Source organism: Leifsonia sp. PS1209 (assembly GCF_012317045.1).
Classification (GTDB): domain Bacteria; phylum Actinomycetota; class Actinomycetes; order Actinomycetales; family Microbacteriaceae; genus Leifsonia.
In genome coordinates this window covers 148,788-164,366 of sequence record NZ_CP051154.1, presented here as the reverse complement: position 1 = coordinate 164,366, position 15,579 = coordinate 148,788, and the positions used below count along the sequence as shown (strand labels likewise).

Annotated in this window: 16 protein-coding genes; 12 read left to right on the top strand and 4 right to left on the bottom strand. The window is 69.9% G+C overall.

Going from position 1 to position 15,579, the window contains the following annotated elements; all coding sequences use genetic code 11:
• The first annotated feature begins 13 nt into the window (after positions 1 to 13).
• Positions 14 to 1,348: an MATE family efflux transporter gene (locus HF024_RS00880; protein WP_247597237.1), complete on the top strand. Its 1,335-nt coding sequence runs from the start codon at positions 14 to 16 to the stop codon at positions 1,346 to 1,348.
• 21 nt (positions 1,349 to 1,369) lie between these two features.
• Here HF024_RS00880 and HF024_RS00875 read toward each other — a convergent pair whose 3' ends face one another.
• Both HF024_RS00875 and HF024_RS00870 read right to left on the bottom strand, forming a co-directional pair.
• Positions 1,370 to 2,578 carry an amidohydrolase gene (locus HF024_RS00875; RefSeq protein ID WP_085367592.1) on the bottom strand — a complete coding sequence of 403 codons (1,209 nt, stop codon included), beginning with the start codon at positions 2,576 to 2,578 and terminating at the stop codon, positions 1,370 to 1,372.
• An 81-nt stretch (positions 2,579 to 2,659) separates the two neighbouring features.
• On the bottom strand, positions 2,660 to 3,745 hold the full coding sequence (locus HF024_RS00870) for a LacI family DNA-binding transcriptional regulator (protein WP_168688339.1): 1,086 nt from the start codon (positions 3,743 to 3,745) through the stop codon (positions 2,660 to 2,662).
• Positions 3,746 to 3,823: 78 nt separating this feature from the next.
• Here HF024_RS00870 and HF024_RS00865 point away from each other — a divergent pair, with 78 nt between their 5' ends.
• Entirely contained in the window at positions 3,824 to 5,083 is a 1,260-nt protein-coding gene (locus HF024_RS00865) for an MFS transporter (protein ID WP_168688338.1), read from the top strand.
• 84 nt (positions 5,084 to 5,167) lie between these two features.
• Here HF024_RS00865 and HF024_RS00860 read toward each other — a convergent pair whose 3' ends face one another.
• Positions 5,168 to 6,220, bottom strand: a complete 1,053-nt coding sequence (locus HF024_RS00860) for a lactonase family protein (RefSeq protein ID WP_168688337.1) — start codon at positions 6,218 to 6,220, stop codon at positions 5,168 to 5,170.
• A gap of 33 nt (positions 6,221 to 6,253) precedes the next feature.
• Here HF024_RS00860 and nucS point away from each other — a divergent pair, with 33 nt between their 5' ends.
• From nucS to HF024_RS00835, 5 genes are all read left to right on the top strand, one after another.
• On the top strand, positions 6,254 to 6,949 hold the full coding sequence (nucS, locus tag HF024_RS00855; RefSeq protein WP_168688336.1) for an endonuclease NucS: 696 nt from the start codon (positions 6,254 to 6,256) through the stop codon (positions 6,947 to 6,949).
• Positions 6,949 to 7,368 carry an SseB family protein gene (locus HF024_RS00850; RefSeq protein ID WP_085367587.1) on the top strand — a complete coding sequence of 140 codons (420 nt, stop codon included), beginning with the start codon at positions 6,949 to 6,951 and terminating at the stop codon, positions 7,366 to 7,368. The genes nucS and HF024_RS00850 overlap by 1 nt, the downstream gene beginning before the upstream one ends.
• 37 nt (positions 7,369 to 7,405) lie before the next feature.
• The gene (locus HF024_RS00845; RefSeq protein ID WP_085367586.1) at positions 7,406 to 8,086 is read left to right on the top strand and encodes an HAD hydrolase-like protein; all 681 of its coding nucleotides are present in this window, start codon (positions 7,406 to 7,408) and stop codon (positions 8,084 to 8,086) included.
• A 98-nt stretch (positions 8,087 to 8,184) separates the two neighbouring features.
• Positions 8,185 to 8,595 carry a hypothetical protein gene (locus tag HF024_RS00840; RefSeq protein WP_168688335.1) on the top strand — a complete coding sequence of 137 codons (411 nt, stop codon included), beginning with the start codon at positions 8,185 to 8,187 and terminating at the stop codon, positions 8,593 to 8,595.
• Positions 8,596 to 8,837: 242 nt separating this feature from the next.
• On the top strand, positions 8,838 to 9,053 hold the full coding sequence (locus tag HF024_RS00835) for a hypothetical protein (RefSeq protein ID WP_168688334.1): 216 nt from the start codon (positions 8,838 to 8,840) through the stop codon (positions 9,051 to 9,053).
• A gap of 33 nt (positions 9,054 to 9,086) precedes the next feature.
• Here the strand turns inward: HF024_RS00835 and HF024_RS00830 are convergent, their stop codons facing one another.
• Positions 9,087 to 10,997, bottom strand: a complete 1,911-nt coding sequence (locus HF024_RS00830) for a PRD domain-containing protein (protein ID WP_168688333.1) — start codon at positions 10,995 to 10,997, stop codon at positions 9,087 to 9,089.
• 164 nt (positions 10,998 to 11,161) lie between these two features.
• Here HF024_RS00830 and HF024_RS00825 point away from each other — a divergent pair, with 164 nt between their 5' ends.
• The 5 genes from HF024_RS00825 (at position 11,162) to HF024_RS00805 (ending at position 15,564) form a co-directional block, all read left to right on the top strand.
• Entirely contained in the window at positions 11,162 to 11,470 is a 309-nt protein-coding gene (locus tag HF024_RS00825) for a PTS IIB subunit (RefSeq protein ID WP_168688332.1), read from the top strand.
• A gap of 66 nt (positions 11,471 to 11,536) precedes the next feature.
• Complete coding sequence (locus HF024_RS00820) at positions 11,537 to 11,803, top strand: HPr family phosphocarrier protein (protein WP_085367583.1); 267 nt, start codon at positions 11,537 to 11,539, stop codon at positions 11,801 to 11,803.
• 2 nt (positions 11,804 to 11,805) lie between these two features.
• Entirely contained in the window at positions 11,806 to 13,491 is a 1,686-nt protein-coding gene (gene ptsP / locus HF024_RS00815) for a phosphoenolpyruvate--protein phosphotransferase (RefSeq protein WP_168688331.1), read from the top strand.
• A gap of 25 nt (positions 13,492 to 13,516) precedes the next feature.
• Entirely contained in the window at positions 13,517 to 15,130 is a 1,614-nt protein-coding gene (locus tag HF024_RS00810; protein WP_168688330.1) for a PTS mannitol transporter subunit IICB, read from the top strand.
• On the top strand, positions 15,127 to 15,564 hold the full coding sequence (locus HF024_RS00805) for a PTS sugar transporter subunit IIA (RefSeq protein WP_085367580.1): 438 nt from the start codon (positions 15,127 to 15,129) through the stop codon (positions 15,562 to 15,564). The genes HF024_RS00810 and HF024_RS00805 overlap by 4 nt, the downstream gene beginning before the upstream one ends.
• The last annotated feature ends 15 nt before the right edge of the window (positions 15,565 to 15,579 follow it).

Here is a 15,579-nt window from a genome sequence, read left to right as displayed (position 1 = left end):
GCATTGGGGCGTCGTGACGTCATCCTCCCTCCGCCCGGTCGACCGGGACATCCTCCGCCTCGCCGTGCCCGCGCTCGGCGCGCTCGTCGCCGAGCCCGTCTTCCTGCTGGCCGACTCCGCGATGGTGGGGCACCTCGGGGTGGCGCCGCTCGCCGGGCTCGGGATCGCGAGCGCGATCCTGCAGACGATCGTCGGGCTGATGGTGTTCCTCGCGTACAGCACCACCCCCGCTGTCGCCCGGCGGCTCGGGGCCGGTGACCTGCGCGGGGCCGTCGCATCCGGGGTCGACGGATGCTGGCTGGCGCTCGGGCTCGGCATCGTGCTCGCGGTGGGCGGCTGGTTCGCGTCACCGGCGCTGGTCGGCCTGTTCGGCGCATCCACTGCGGTGTCGGAGGCGGCCACCCGCTACCTGGAGATCTCGATGCTCGGGCTGCCGGCGATGCTGCTGGTGTTCGCGGCGACCGGTCTGCTGCGCGGGCTGCAGGACACGAAGACCCCGCTCGTGGTCGCGGTGGCCGGGTTCGCGGTGAACATCGTGCTCAACTACCTCTTCATCTATGTGGCCGGGCTCGGCATCGCGGGGTCCGCGGTGGGCACGGTCGCGGCGCAGTGGGCGATGGCGGCCGTGTATCTGGTGATCGTCGCCGTCAACGCGCGGAGGGTCGGAGCACCGCTGCTCCCCCATCACACCGGACTCACGAGCACCGCCCGCTCCGGCGGCTGGCTGCTGCTGCGCACGGCCAGCCTGCGCGCGGCGATGCTGCTCGCGGTGTTCGCGGCCACCAGGCTCGGGCCGGACGAGCTCGCGGCGTTCCAGGTGGCGATGACCGTGTTCGCGACCCTGGCGTTCGCCCTGGATGCGCTCGCCATCGCCGCGCAGGCCCTGGTCGGCAAAGGACTCGGCGCCGGTGACCTCGACGGGGTGCGTGCGGTGCTGCGGCGGTGCATCCAGTGGGGAATCGGGGCAGGGGTGGTGCTCGGCGCCGTGGTGCTGCTCACCAGCCCGGTCGCAGCGGGACTGTTCACCGGGGACGCCACGGTCGCCGCGCTGCTGCCGCCGGCGCTCGCCATCGTGGGCATCGGTGCACCGCTCGGCGGCTACGTGTTCGTGCTCGACGGCGTGCTGATCGGCGCAGGCGACGCGCGCTACCTGGCGCTCACCGGGCTGGCGAACGTGGCGTTGTTCGTGCCGCTCGCGGTGGCGGTGGTCGTCTGGGGAAGCCACGACGCCGCCGGGCTGGCGTGGCTCACGGCGGCGTTCGCGTTCGGGTACATCGGCGCGCGCGCCGTGACGCTCGGACTCAGGGCGCGCACCACCCGATGGATGCGCGCCGGAGCAGTGGTGTAGCGGAGGCCGCTCCGTCCGCTGCTACGCCAACCACTCCCGCGCGGCCACGACCAGGGCGCGCACGCCGGTGTCGATGGTCGGCTGGGCGAGCGGCGCGAAGTGCGGGGAGTGGTTGGACGGGATGTCCGTCTCCGCCGTGCCCGCCGCCATCGCCGCCGCGACCTTCTGGGGGTCGCCGCCGCCGAGCATCCAGTACACCAGCGGGACGCCGACCGCGGTCGCGAGGTTGCCGACGTCCTCGCTGCCGGAGATCGCGCCGGGGTCGAAGATGCGGTCCTCGCCGAACTCCGCCGCGAACGCGCCGTTGGTGCGGGCGGTGGCCTCCGGGTCGTTCACGGTGACCGGGTAGCGCTCCCCGTACTCGATGTCGGGCGGCACGTCGGCACCGGATGCGGTGGCCTCCGCCCTGATGATGCGCTCCACCGACGAGAGCACGCGGCCGCGCACCTCCTCGCTGAAGCTGCGGATGCTGATGCCGAGGGCGGCCTCGGCGGCGATGATGTTGTTCGCCGTGCCGGCGTGCAGCGAGCCGACCGTGACCACCGAGGTGTCCTGGGCGGCGACCTCGCGCGACACCACCGTCTGCAAACGCATCACGGTCGCCGCGGCCATGACGACCGGGTCGATGGTGGTCTCCGGGCGCGAGCCGTGGCCGCCGCGGCCGTGCAGGACGACCTGCATCGTGTCGACCGCCGCCATCGCCGGGCCGGAGTGGGCTCCGAGCATCCCGGCGGGAAGAGGGGTGACGTGCTGACCGAGCACGATGTCGGGCGTCGGGACCTTGTCGTAGAGGCCGTCCTCGACCATCACCTGCGCGCCGCCGCCGTGCTCCTCGGCCGGCTGGAAGACGGCGACGAGCGTTCCCGACCAGTCCGCGCGGTCGGCGACCAGGCGCTCGACCGCTCCGAGGAGGCAGGTGATGTGGATGTCGTGGCCGCACGCGTGCATGACGGGGACGGTCGCGCCGGTGTGGTCCACGCCGGTCTGGGTGGACGCCCACTCGAGGCCGGTGTCCTCCAGCACGGGCAGCGCATCCATGTCGGCGCGCAGCAGCACGGTGGGGCCGTCGCCGTTGCGGAACACCCCGGCAACGCCGGTGACGCCGATGCCGGTGACCACCTCGACCCCCAGGTCGGTGAGCGCGTCGGCGACGACACCGGAGGTGCGGTGCTCGGCGAAGGAGAGCTCAGGGTGGCTGTGCAGGTCGCGGTACAGGGCTTCGAGATCCATGAGGCTCAGCCTAGGCGGGGAGGGCGGGTGCGCAGGAGGTTCGACGCGCGATGGGTGCGCCCGGTTCGGGATGCGCGCCCATCAGTGCGCGCGCGGAGCCGCCGTGGTGTTGCCCAGGTGGAAGACGCTCGTGAACGTGGCGGGGTGCGCGACGCCGCCCTCCAGCATCTCCACGATCGCCACCCCCGCCGCCCTGCCTTTGTCGATGGCCGGCTGGACGAGGGTGGTCAGGTCGTACGGCCAGAGCCCGTCGACGCGGACGCCGTCGAAGCCGACCACGCTGAGGTCGGCAGGCACGGCCAGCCCGACCTCCTCCGCCGCGCGGATCACCCCGGCGGCGAGCAGGTCGCTCTGGGCGATGATCGCGGTCGGACGGTCGTCCGGATCGTCGAGCAGTGCGTGCCCGGCGATGCGGCCCTCCTCCACGAAGGAGCCGCGGGTGACGTAGCCGCCCGCATCCGGGAACACGTCGCGGACGCCGGACAGGCGCTCCAGGGTGGTGTTCGAGCTTCCGGCGGCGAGACGCTCGTCGGTGAGCGGGCCGCGGGCGCGGTCGCGGGTGAGCGAGAGGGTGACGACGGAGACGTCGGTGTGGCCGAGGTCGGCGAGGTGCTGTGCGGCCACGCGGGTGGCCTCCCGGTTGTCCTGGGCGATGGTGAGGACGTCGTCGGCCGGGTCGCCCTCGATCGCGACCAGCGGGATGCCGCGCTGGCGGAGCATGGCGACCGACTCGTCGAGGCGGGGGCTGCAACCGATGAGGACCACGGCATCCATCGGGGCGTCCTCGATGCGCTGCGCGGCCTCGCCGGCGTCGGTGAGGATGAGGAGTCCGGCGTCGATGACGGCGATCTCGTCGGAGATGCCGTCGAGGAGCGCGATCTTGATCGGGTCGCGGAAGGCGTCGCCGACGCGCTCCTCCATCACCACGCCGACGATGCCGGAGCGGCCCCGCCGCAGGGAGCGGGCGCGCGGGTCTGGACCCGCGTAGTTGAGTTCTTTGGCGGCGGAGAGGACGCGCTCCCTGGTGGCGTCGGACACCGGGCCGGTGCCGCTGAAGGCGAGGGAGGCCGTCGAGTTGGAGACGCCGGCCAGCCTGGCGACGGCGGCGAGCGTCGGACGGACGCTGCCGGCCGCTCCTGCTTCGGGGGTCGTGCTCGTGTCGTTCACGTGTGGTAGCTTAGTCGAATCGTTTCGATCGAAACGATTCGAGTACCATTTCGCCCCTCTCACCCGCAGGATAAGCCGATGTCGCAGACGACCCCGACCAGCACCAGAAGCCGCCGCGAACTGCTCGCCTGGCGCAATGCGGTGTTCGTGATCTTCATCCTCAGCGGCCTGTCGCTGGCCAGCTGGGTCGCCCGCATCCCGGGAGTGCGCGACGGCCTCGAACTCGGCAAGGACCCCTCGGCGGTCGGGCTGCTCATCCTCGGGATGTCCATCGGCGCGATCGTCGGCCTCGCCGCGTCGTCGCCCATCCTGATCCGCTTCGGCCCGCACAAGGGCATGGTGGCCGGCCTGTTCATCGTCTCGGTGGGACTCGTGCTCGTCGGCGTCGGCGCATCCGTCGCCCACTCGGTGCCCGTTGTGGCCATCGGGCTGATCCTGCTCGGCTTCGGCAACGGGATGGTCGACGTGATGATGAACGTCGAAGGCACGGCCGTCGAGCGCGAGATCGGCAAGACGCTGATGCCGCTGATGCACGCCTGCTTCAGCCTCGGCACGGTCATCGGCGCCGGCGTGGGAGCCGCGGCCGCCGCGCTCGGCATCGACGTGTCCTGGCACCTCGCCGTCATCGCCGTGGTGGTCGCCGTGTCCATCGTGATCGCCGTGCGCTACGTGCCGCGCGAGGCCGATCTCGGCGACGAAGTGGCGGAGAAGCCCGCCGTGCCGTTCCGTCAGCGGATGCGCGACGGGCTCGCCGTGTGGGCGGACTGGCGGCTCATCCTGATCGGCGTCGTGATGCTCGGCATGGCCTTCGGCGAAGGATCGGCCAACGACTGGATCTCGCTCGCCGTGGTCGACGGACACGACCAGAGCAACTCGACCGGCGCCCTCGTCTTCGGGTTCTTCGTGGCGGCCATGACGCTCGGCCGCGTGCTCGGCGGACCGATCGTCGACCGCATCGGCCGCGTCCTCGCCATCCGCATCACCGCGGGCCTCGGTGCGGCGGGGCTGCTCATCTTCATCCTCGGCGGGCCGCTCTGGCTGGTCGTGATCGGCACGGTGCTGTGGGGCTTCGGCGTCTCGCTCGGCTTCCCGCTCGGGATGTCCGCCGCGGCCGACGGCGCAGCCAACCCGGCCGCCCGCGTCTCCGCCGTGGCGATCATCGGCTACTGCGCGTTCCTGGTCGGGCCGCCGGTGATCGGCTTCCTCGGCAAGGAGTTCGGCCTGCTCAACGCGCTCTACCTGGTGCTGGTGCTGCTCGTGGCGGCGTTCGTCGCCGCGGGCGCCGTGCGCCCCTCCACGACCGCGGCGCCCGCCGCCGCAGCAGACCCCGCGTCCTGACCCTCTTCCTCCGCCCCGCAGCCATCGAGCCGGGAGTTATGCACGGCCGCACTCGGCGTGTCGCGTGCATAACTCCCGGCTCGACTATGCAGGGAGGACGTAGAGGGAGACGGGGGTGGGGACGGGCGTGGTCGCGAGGTGCGTGAGGGCCCGGGAGTCGGGGTCGTAGGCGAAGACGGAGACGTCGCTGCTGTCCTGGTTGGCGACCAGGATGCGCGACCCGCCGGGGGCGACCACGAGGTCGCGCGGGGCGCGGCCTGCGGTGGAGACCACATCCACGAGGGCGAGGGTTGCCGTCTGCTCGTCGAAGGCCAGCACGGCGATCGTGTCGTCTCCGCGGTTGCTGACGAACACCGTGCGGCCGTCCTCCGCCACGCGCACGGCTGCCGGGCTGTTGGCACCGGACGCGCCGTCCGCCCGAGTGGATGCGCTCGAGGCCACCTCGAACCGGTCGCCGGCGCGACGCAGCACGGCGACGGTGCTGTCGAGCTCGTTCACCACGAACGCGTGCCGCGCATCCGGTGCGAACGCCAGGTGCCGCGGCCCGGACGAGCCGAGAACGATCGTCGCGTCCGCGCGGAGGGTCAGCGTGCCGTCGTCGCCGAACGCGTACCAGCGCACGTCGCCCAGCCCGAGGTCGACCACCACGAGATCGCCGGTCACCGGGTCGAAGCTCAGCTGGTGCACGTGCGGGCCCTCCTGGCGGGAGGCGTTCGGTCCGTTGCCCTCGTGCTGCACGAAGGCGGTGCGGGCGCCGAGCGACCCGTCGGCGGCGAGCGCGAACACCGACACCGACCCGCCGCCGTACGTCCCGGCCACCAGGTAACGGCCGGACGGGTGCAGCGCGAGGTGGGCGGGCGTCGCACCTCCCGACGACGCGGACGAGAGCAGCGTCAGCGCGCCGTCCGCTCCGCGCGCGAAGGCCTCGACCGCGCCATCCGGCTCCGTCTCCCGCACCGCGTACACGCGCGTGCCGTCGGTGGACGCCGTGACCCAGGACGGGTTCGTGCACTCGCCGACGAGCCGCGCATCCCGCACCGTGGTCCCGTCGAAGTCCGCCTGCAGGATGCCGCGGGCGCTCCCGGAGACGTGCGGGAGGATTTCGGTATACGTGCCGATGAGGAGTTGGCGGGTCATGTGCCCATCCTGCCAGCGCCGTAGGATGATCCGGTGCGTCTCGTCATTGCCCATTGCTCCGTCGATTACGCCGGTCGCTTGAGCGCTCACCTGCCGCTCGCGAACCGGCTCCTCATGCTCAAATCCGACGGCAGCCTCCTCGTCCACTCCGACGGCGGCTCGTACAAGCCGCTCAACTGGATGAGCCCGCCCTGCACCCTCAGCGTCATCGAGCCGGACGACGCGCAACGGGATGCCGGTGTCACCGAGGTCTGGAAGGTCACCCAGGCGAAGACGGCGGACATGCTCGTCGTCTCCATCCACGAGGTGCTGCACGACTCCGCGCACGACCTCGGCGTCGACCCCGGCCTGCAGAAGGACGGCGTCGAAGCCCACCTGCAGAAGCTGCTGGCCGAGCAGATCCACCTCCTCGGCGACGGGCACACCCTCGTGCGCCGTGAGTACATGACGGCGATCGGCCCCGTCGACATCCTGGCCAGGGATGCGGCGGGCGGCTCCGTCGCCGTCGAGCTGAAGCGCCGGGGAGACATCGACGGCGTCGAGCAGCTCACCCGCTACCTGGAGCTGATGAACCGCGATCCGCACCTCGCCCCGGTGCAGGGCGTGTTCGCCGCGCAGGAGATCAAACCGCAGGCGCGCACCCTCGCAGAGGACCGCGGCATCCGATGCCTGGTGCTCGACTACGACGCCATGCGCGGCCTCGACGACAGCGACAGCAGGCTGTTCTGATGAAACAGCCCCGCTTCCCGCAGAGCTACGAGAACGTCGCCGTCCGTACGGCGCTGGCCGCCATCGCAGCGGAGCCGACCCTCGAGAACCTGGATGCGCTGCTCGCCGCCGCGGTGAAGGGCGGCCTGGTCGTCGACGTCACCGGCTCCACCCCGCAGGACACCCGCCTGCGCACGCTCACGTCCACGAACGGCGAGCCCGTGCTGCCGCTGTTCACGTCGATGAAGGCGCTGCGGGATGCGGTGGGCGCCACGGAGGAGGGCGCGGGCACGCAGGTGCAGGCCGTGATCGTGCCGGCGACCGAGGCGCTGGGCTTCATCCGGTCGGCCGAGTTCGTGGCCGTGCAGTTCAACCCGGGCACCGAGCAGACGATGGTCGTCGCCCGCTCCCACATCGAGTCAGCTCTCAGCGAGCACTGAGACGTTTCTGAAACACCTCACATACCATAGGACAGCTATGACCAACCCGACCCCCACCACCGTCACCCGCACCTGGACCTGCGTCCTGTTCGACCTCGACGGCACCCTCACAGACTCCGCACCCGGCATCACCTCCTCGCTCGTCACCACCTTCGAGACCCTCGGCCTGCCCGTGCCATCCCCCGCCAAGCTCGTCGAGTACGTCGGCCCTCCCCTCCTCGAATCCCTCCAGGAGTTCGCCGGGATGACCGAGCAGGAGGCGCGTGACGCCCTCACGGTCTACCGTGCCGACTACCACGAGAACGGCGCGTTCGACTCTGCAGTCTTCCCGGGCATCCGGGGGCTGCTCACCCGGCTGCAGGCCGCGGGCATCCCGCTGGCCGTCGCGACGAGCAAGCCCGAGCTGCAGGCCAAGCGCATCCTGGAGCACTTCGACCTCGCACAGTACTTCGACGTGATCACCGGCGCATCGGAGGACGAGACGCTGAGCGCGAAGGCCGACGTCGTCGCCGAGGCGCTGCGCCGCCTGACCGCGCAGGGCGTGGACCTGGCGCACACCGTGATGGTAGGCGACCGGTCGTTCGACGTGGAGGGCGCAGGCGAGAACGGACTGCCGACCATCCTGGTGGAGTGGGGATACGGCTCCCCCGCCGAGGCTGCCGGCGCCATCGCGGTCGTGCACTCGAGCGACCAGCTGAGCGCGCTCCTGCTCGGCTGATCCCCTTTCCTTCTGCTGTGGGCAGACCAGCTGTCAGCCCTCGCGAGTAAGCTGAATGTTTGCAATTCCGGACACACATACAGCACTAGGAAACAAACATGCAGTCACGTAAGAAAATGCTCGTTCCGGCCGTCATCGCGGCGGCCCTCACCATCGGTTCCCTCGCAGGCTGCGCCAGCGGCAGCGCGAACGACACGTCATCCAGCCCCTCGGCTTCCGAGACCGCCGCAGCTTCGGCCACGCTCCCCGCGAGCTTCCCGAAGAAGGACGTCCCGCTCGTCGACGGGATCCTGCTCGTCGCCCGCGGCGACGAGGCCAACGGCTGGTCGGTCACCGTCCAGCCGAAGAACACGTCAGGCTTCGCCGACGCGAAGTCCGCCCTCGAGAAGGCCGGATACACCGTCCAGTCGGGCGCAACCGACTCGAAGGCCGTCTTCACCAACGACAAGTACACCGTCGCCGTCGGCACCCCCGGCGTCTCGGTGACCTACGCGGTCACCGCCAACTAGCGACACCATCGAGTCCGGACTTGTTCACGGGCGCGCTCGGCGCGTCGCGTGAACAGGTCCGGACTCGTTTCTTTGCGGGGCGGGCTACCAACCCCACCGGCAGGAGGTGACCTTGCCCGAACCGCTTACGGCCAGCGATTGCCAGTTCTCAGACGAGCAGGAGTGAAGACAGCGCAAATGTGGAATTTTGCTTGACAGATTTGAGTTGAGCGCGAAATACTCGTGGCACGTTAGGAGCGTGCATGGAGCGAAACCCCCTCATTCCCACCGGCATAGACGTGCTGGTGCTCGCCGTGAATTACGGCCTCATGGCCGTCGCGGCCCTCGGCGTCTCCACGCTCGTCTGGGCACTCGCCGTTCCTCAGCGGCGGAGGCAACTCGCTCTCCTCGTGAGTGGTCGTCCTGAGCCGTGGAAGGCTCCGGAAACCGTCACGTCGCGGTCAGACGAATCCCGTTAGCCGCTCACAAGAAGGGGCGAGGCGGGGCGGCGCTCACGAGTCGATGATGCGGACGAGCTCGTCGATGAAGGTGGGGAACGTCGCGGTGCGGCGGATGAGGGAGAGCACCGTCTCGCGGTCGGAGAAGACCTCGACGAACTGGTCGAAGACCGTCTGGAAGGATGCCCGGCCGCCCGCGTCGAACGCGATGTATGCGATGACGTTGACCCGCGCATCCCCCCAGTCCATCGCGGCGTCGTTGACCACGATGGCGATGGCCGTGCGCTTGGCGCTCATCGTCATCGCGTGCGGCACCGCCAGCGAGTCGGTGAACGCCGTCGACGACATGTGCTCGCGCTCGATGGTCTGGTCGACGTAGTCCTGGTCGATCGCGCCGGCCGCGATCATCCTGTCGCCCAGCGCCCTGATCATCGAGTCAGGGTCGCGGGCGTAGAAGTTCCGCAGGAAGAGCCGCTCGTCGAAGTACTCCAGCAGGTCGTTCTTGATCCGCGCCCGGCGACGCTGACGACGGATGCGCGCGATGGCCTGGCGTGTGTGCTCGATGTCCGCCTCGGTCAGGAACGGCTGCACGATCACCGTGTTCTCTCTGCGGCCGCGCGGCTCGATCGTGCTCAGCACGAGGTCGGCGTCGATCGCATCCCAGTCGGCCTCCGTCGAGGTGATCACGCTCGTCACGTCGAGTTCGTCGCCGAGCGCGCTCTCCAGCCGCTCCCTGAGCAGGATGTGCATGTCGTAATAGTTGGGGCAGATGACCGCGCAGGTGACCGCATCCCTCCGGCGGGACTGCTGCTCCAGGTATGCGCCGACGTGCATCGCGATGTACGCGATCTCGTCGTCGTTGACCACGATGTCCTCCGCGGCCTGCAACCGGCTCGCGATGTAGACGGCCAGCTCGTAGATCATCGGGTACGAGCTCTTGATCGAGCGGGTCAGCGGGTTGCGCGAGTACGTCTTCTCGTGGGCGCGCGCCACCAGGTTCTGCACGTGCAGCGTGAGGCGCACGATGAAGTTCTCGTCCCGCAGGTCCACCAGGTACTCGGTGGATGCGCGTGCCACGATCCCGCGCACCACCTCCAGGTCGTCGTCGCTCACGAACTCGGCGACCGTGTCGGATCCCGCCCCTGGCGCGATCACCCTGGTGCGCAGCAGGATCGCCAGGTACCGCAGCTCCGTGGGGTCGAGCACCACGTCGAAGTGCGTGGTGACGAGCGTGCCAAGGTCGTCGGCGAGGGTGCGGATGGTCTCGCTCACCTCCGGATCGGCTGCGGCGGGGAGCACCCGGTTCTTGGCGACGCGGTCGAGCGCGACCGCCATGTGCAGCAGCACGTCGTTGATGCCGTACTCGTTGACGAAGAAGCCCCGGGCATCCAGCATCTCGACCAGGTCGGACTTGAAGCTCGCCAGCCCCTCGGACGCGAACGCCTCCTGGATGCGCGCGATGTCGACGACCCCCTGGCGCATCTCGTCGCGGAACAGCCGGCTCAGCAGCTTGCGCCGGGCGATCTCCGGGCCGGCCAGCCGCACGACGGGGCCCCTGCGCGTGAGCGTGAGCTCGGTGTCCGCGAGGAGGCCGCGCATCCTGGTCAGGTCGGACTCGATGGTGGAGTCGCTGACGAACAGGCTCTCCGCCGTCTCGAACACGTCGATGCCGTCCGGCTCGTCGAGCAGGCGGCGCACGAGGAAGACGAGCCGCTCCTGCGGGGAGTCCGCTGTGTCGCCGCTACCCGCTCCCGCTGCCGCGTCGGCGAGGAAGGCGTCGTACGCCTCCCGGTCGAGCCGGTAGCCGCTTGCACCGGACTCGACCAGCTCCTTGAGCGCGGCGGTGTAGCTGCGGATGCTGCGGGTGGTCACACCGAGTTCGCTCGCGAGGTCGGCGGCCGTCACCCAGGCAGCACGGCGCGCGAGAATGTCCAGCATTCTCGTCTGCTTCGCCGAGAGGGCCACCGCGACCACCTTTCTCCCCGAGTCAACCACCTCCTGACCGCACGGTGGCCGCTCCCCGACGATCTTTCCGCACAGGAGGAAGAAACGCTGCTGGCACGACCGGTGGATGCGGACAAGCATCGAAGAGGCTCCATCCGCACCATCTCGAAAGGCAAGGCAGGTCAATGAAGATCCTGGTCGTCTGTGGCGCCGGCGCGTCGAGCACGTTCGTCGCCCTGAAGCTGCGCACAGCAGCTGCCGCTCGTGGTGTCGAGGCGAACGTCGTCGCGGGGAGCGCCAGCCAGCTCGAGTCGTACGCGGGCGTCGACGTCGTCCTCGTCGGTGCGCACCTCTCGCCGCAGCTGCCCGCCCTGCAGGAACTGGCGGCATCGTCCGGCGCCGCCGTCGCCGTGCTGCCCGCCGTCTCCCCCGCTGCCATCGACGGATCCGCGGCCCTCGACCTGGCTCTCGACGCAAAGGCTGCGGCCCTGTGAGCAGCGAGACTATGAATATGGGAAGCCGGGAAACGTTCCCGAGCGACACCGAAGGAGCACAGAATCATGGCTGAGCGGATCATCACCGTCGGATCGACCCACGGGCTGCACGCGCGCCCGGCGAAGCTGTTCGTCGAGGCGGTCGGCAAGTCCGGCGCGCAGGTCAAGCTGACCAAGGAGGGCGGCAAGACCGTCGACGCGGGAAGCATCCTGGGCGTCATCTCCCTGGGCATCGACCACGGGGACAAGATCGTTCTTACCACGGACGCACCAGGCGGCGAGGCCGTGCTCGACGACCTGGCCGAGATCCTCGCGACGGATCACGACGCCTGATCATGTCCGACACCACCGCCACTGACGTCCTCACCGGGGCAGGCATCGGCCAGGGCATCGCCATCGGCCCCGTGCTCCGGATGTCCGACCCGCTTCCCGAGCCCGCTGACACCCCGAGCACCAGCACCCCGGACGAGGAGCGCGCACGCTTCGCCTCCGCGGTCGCCGCCGTCGCAGACGACCTGCGCGCCCGCGCCGCGAAGGTGGACGGCACCGCGGCCGACGTGCTCGAAGCCCAGTCGATGATGGCGGAGGACTCCACTCTCGCCTCCGACGTCTCCGACCGCATCGAGTCCGGCAAGACCGCGGAACGCGCCGTGTTCGAGGGCTTCGCCGTCTTCCGCGACATGCTCATCGGCCTCGGCGGATACATGGGCGAGCGCGCGACCGACCTGGACGATGTCGCCCAGCGCGTCATCTCCGCACTGTCCGGCCGCCCGGCGCCCGGCGTGCCGCAGTCCGACACCCCGTACATCCTGGTCGCGCACGACCTCGCGCCTGCCGACACCGCCCTGCTCGACCTGACCAAGGTGCTCGGCCTGGTCACCCGCGAGGGCGGACCGACGTCGCACACCGCGATCCTGGCGCGCGAGAAGGCCATCGTCGCCATCGTCGGCGTCGCAGGGGCGGACGCCATCGCCGACGGCACCGAGATCGTTGTGGACGCCGCATCCGGAACCGTCACGGTCGCACCGGACGCCGAACGCCGCGCCGATGCAGAGCGCCGCATCGCCGACCGCGAGGCCGCCCTCAGCGGGGGAACCGAACCGGGCACGCTCGCCGACGGCACCGCCATCCCGCTGCTCGCCAACCTCGGTTCGGCAGACGGCGCACAGAAGGCAGTGGATGCGGGGGCCGAGGGCGTCGGCCTGTTCCGCACCGAGTTCCTCTTCCTCGACCAGCGCATGGCCCCGACCGTCGAGCAGCAGCGGGCGGAGTACATCCGGCTGCTGTCGGCGTTCCCCGGCCAGAAGGTGGTCGCGCGTGTGCTGGACGCGGGCGCGGACAAGCCGCTCGAATTCCTGAACGACGCTCACGAGGACAACCCGGCGCTCGGCCTGCGCGGCCTGCGCGCGCTCCGCGCCAACGAGGACCTGCTGCGCGAGCAGCTGACGGCCCTCGCCGAAGCCGACGCCGCGACGGACGCCGACCTCTGGGTGATGGCGCCGATGGTCGCGACGGTCGAGGAGACCCGCTACTTCGTGCAGCTGGCGTCCGAGTTCGGGCTGAAGACCGTCGGCGTGATGGTGGAGATCCCGTCGGCAGCGCTGACAGCGGACCGCATCCTGCGCGAGGCGGCGTTCGCCTCCATCGGCACCAACGACCTCACCCAGTACTCGCTCGCCGCCGACCGCCTGCTCGGCTCCGTCGCCGGGTTCCAGGACCCGTGGCACCCGGCCGTCCTCCGCCTGATCGGCGAGGTCGGCAAGGCGGGAAGCGACCTCGGCAAGCCGGTCGGCATCTGCGGAGAGGCCGCGGCCGACCCGCTGCTCGCCGTCGTGCTCGTCGGCCTCGGCGCGACGACCCTCTCGATGTCGCCGGCGGCGATCGCCGACGTGCGCATGTCCATCAAGCGCTTCACCCTCGACCAGGCGAAGAACCTGGCCGAGATCGCACTGGCCGCCGATGGCGCGGCAGAGGCCCGGGATGCGGTTCGCGCCGCCATCTCCGGGCGCCCCCCACAGTAACCCCGACAAGAAACGAGGCACCACAATGTCCACGGCGTCAGAGACGACGACACGGAAGCCGAACGGCGCGCGCGTTCACGTGCAGCGCTTCGGAACCTTCCTCTCGAACATGGTCATGCCGAACATCCCTGCGTTCATCGCCTGGGGGTTCATCACGGCACTCTTCATCGCGACCGGCTGGCTGCAGAGCACCAACTGGGCGATCAGCGGCATCCTCGGCGGTTTCGGGGACCAGGCGAAGATCGGCTGGGAAGGCGCCGCCACCGTGCTGGCGCAGGACCCGAGTGGTCACACTTTCAACCAGTACGTGGGCCTCGTCGGCCCGATGATCACCTACCTGCTGCCCCTGCTGATCGCGAACACCGGTGGCCGCATGGTCTACGGCGTGCGTGGCGGCGTGGTCGGCTCCATCGCCACGATGGGTGTGATCGTCGGCAGCAACATCCCGATGTTCATCGGCGCGATGATCATGGGCCCGCTCGGCGCATACGTGATCAAGCAGGTGGACCGCATCTGGGACGGCAAGATCAAGGCCGGCTTCGAGATGCTGGTGAACAACTTCTCGGCCGGCATCGTCGGCATGCTGTTGTCGATCGGTGCGTTCTTCGGCATCGCACCGATCGTCGAATGGCTGAGCAGCGTGCTCGGCGGTGCGGTGAACTGGCTGGTGTCCCTGCACCTGCTGCCGCTCGCGAGCATCCTGATCGAGCCGGGCAAGGTGCTGTTCCTCAACAACGCGATCAACCACGGCGTGCTCACCCCGCTCGGCATCGAGCAGGCGCAGCAGACCGGCAAGTCGATCCTGTTCCTCCTCGAGGCGAACCCCGGCCCCGGTCTCGGCATCCTGGCCGCGTACTCGTTCTTCGGCCTCGGCGTCGCCCGGGCGAGCGCACCCGGCGCGATCATCATCCAGTTCTTCGGTGGCATCCACGAGATCTACTTCCCGTACGTGCTGATGAAGCCGATCCTGATCATCGGCGCCATCGCCGGCGGTATGACCGGTGTCGCGATCAACGCCGCGTTCCAGACCGGCCTCCGCGCTCCGGCCTCCCCCGGCTCGATCATCGCCGTGCTGCTGCAGACCCCCGGCCCGAGCCTCGTCGGCGTGGTGCTCTCGGTGATCGGAGCGGCCGCCGTTTCGTTCATCGTCTGCTCCGTCATCCTGCGTGCGAGCCGCAAGCGCGACCTCGCTGCGGGCAACGCCGGTGACATGACGGCGGCCGTCGCCGCGACCCAGGCCAACAAGGGCAAGGAGTCGAGCGTGCTGCAGAGCCTCGTCAACGAGGGAGAGCACGACACCGGTGACGCCCAGGGCGACGCGACGTCGCGGCTCGTGCGCAACATCGTGTTCGCGTGCGACGCTGGGATGGGGTCGAGCGCGATGGGCGCCTCCGTCCTCCGCAACAAGATCAAGAAGGCGGGCATCGACGGGGTGACGGTGACGAACCAGGCCATCAGCAACCTCGACGGCACCGCCGACCTCGTGATCACCCAGCGCGAGCTGACCGACCGCGCAAAGGGCCAGTCCCCCGCGTCGCAGCACGTCTCGGTGGACAACTTCATGAACAGCCCGCGCTACGACGAGGTGGTCGACCTCGTGAAGGCGCAGCAGAACACTCCGGAGGACGCGAACCGATGACAGACACAATTCTCGACAGGGCCAACGTGGTGGCGGCGGGGACCGCATCCACCAGGGAGGACGCCATCCGCGAGGCCGGCGCCCTGCTGGTGGCCGCGGGAGCGGTGGAGCCCGCGTACGTCGACTCGATGCAGGACCGCGAGAACACCGTCTCGACCTTCATGGGCAACGGCCTCGCGATCCCGCACGGCACCAACGAATCCAAGGACGAGATCAAGCGGTCCGCCCTGTCGTTCATCCGGTACTCCTCCCCGCTCGACTGGGGCGGCGAGGAGGTGCGGTTCGTCGTCGGCATCGCCGGGCAGAACAACGAGCACCTGGAGATCCTGTCCAAGATCGCGATCCTCTTCTCGGAGGAGGACGACGTGCAGAAACTGCTCGACGCACCGGATGCGGACGCCCTGTTCGCGCTCCTCGGCGACGTGAACGAATAGGACGGGTGAGGAACG

Bases quoted from the DNA above. Each gene is read 5' to 3' on its own strand.
- HF024_RS00875 (WP_085367592.1), bottom strand. From the start codon at position 2,578: ATGGATCTCGAAGCCCTGTACCGCGACCTGCACAGCCACCCTGAGCTC.
- HF024_RS00865 (WP_168688338.1), top strand. From the start codon at position 3,824: ATGTCGCAGACGACCCCGACCAGCACCAGAAGCCGCCGCGAACTGCTC.
- HF024_RS00860 (WP_168688337.1), bottom strand. From the start codon at position 6,220: ATGACCCGCCAACTCCTCATCGGCACGTATACCGAAATCCTCCCGCAC.
- HF024_RS00850 (WP_085367587.1), top strand. From the start codon at position 6,949: ATGAAACAGCCCCGCTTCCCGCAGAGCTACGAGAACGTCGCCGTCCGT.
- HF024_RS00845 (WP_085367586.1), top strand. From the start codon at position 7,406: ATGACCAACCCGACCCCCACCACCGTCACCCGCACCTGGACCTGCGTC.
- HF024_RS00840 (WP_168688335.1), top strand. From the start codon at position 8,185: ATGCAGTCACGTAAGAAAATGCTCGTTCCGGCCGTCATCGCGGCGGCC.
- HF024_RS00835 (WP_168688334.1), top strand. From the start codon at position 8,838: ATGGAGCGAAACCCCCTCATTCCCACCGGCATAGACGTGCTGGTGCTC.
- HF024_RS00825 (WP_168688332.1), top strand. From the start codon at position 11,162: ATGAAGATCCTGGTCGTCTGTGGCGCCGGCGCGTCGAGCACGTTCGTC.
- HF024_RS00820 (WP_085367583.1), top strand. From the start codon at position 11,537: ATGGCTGAGCGGATCATCACCGTCGGATCGACCCACGGGCTGCACGCG.
- ptsP (WP_168688331.1), top strand. From the start codon at position 11,806: ATGTCCGACACCACCGCCACTGACGTCCTCACCGGGGCAGGCATCGGC.
- HF024_RS00810 (WP_168688330.1), top strand. From the start codon at position 13,517: ATGTCCACGGCGTCAGAGACGACGACACGGAAGCCGAACGGCGCGCGC.
- HF024_RS00805 (WP_085367580.1), top strand. From the start codon at position 15,127: ATGACAGACACAATTCTCGACAGGGCCAACGTGGTGGCGGCGGGGACC.